General features: G+C 67.0%; 1 protein-coding gene. It reads right to left on the bottom strand.

The window, feature by feature from the left end; genetic code table 11:
* Positions 1-240: FAD-dependent oxidoreductase (locus AC0IW7_RS24865; protein ID WP_471821513.1), on the bottom strand; the 240-nt coding region annotated here is incomplete at its 3' end.
* Positions 241-261: the final 21 nt, after the last annotated feature.

Raw genomic sequence — 261 nt, 5'->3', positions numbered from 1 at the left:
CTCGCCCACCCTCACCCCGCGAATGCGCCCGGCGCTCTGGTCGATGGCGGTGACTTCAGTGCGGTAAAGACTCTTCACGCCGCGCGCTTCGCAGGCCTGACGATAGGCATACAGGGCCGCGTGATGGGGCGCCACGCCGCTGTCCGGCAGGTGCACGGCCGCACTCACACGCTCATGGGCCAAGGCCAGCAACACCTCGCGCAGCCCGGTGGCAGTCAGCAGGCTCTGTCTCTTATACACATCTCCGAGCCCACGAGACGA

It is taken from the genome of Pseudomonas sp. AC229 (genome assembly GCF_979254655.1).
This window is presented reverse-complemented; position numbering and strand designations above follow the sequence as displayed.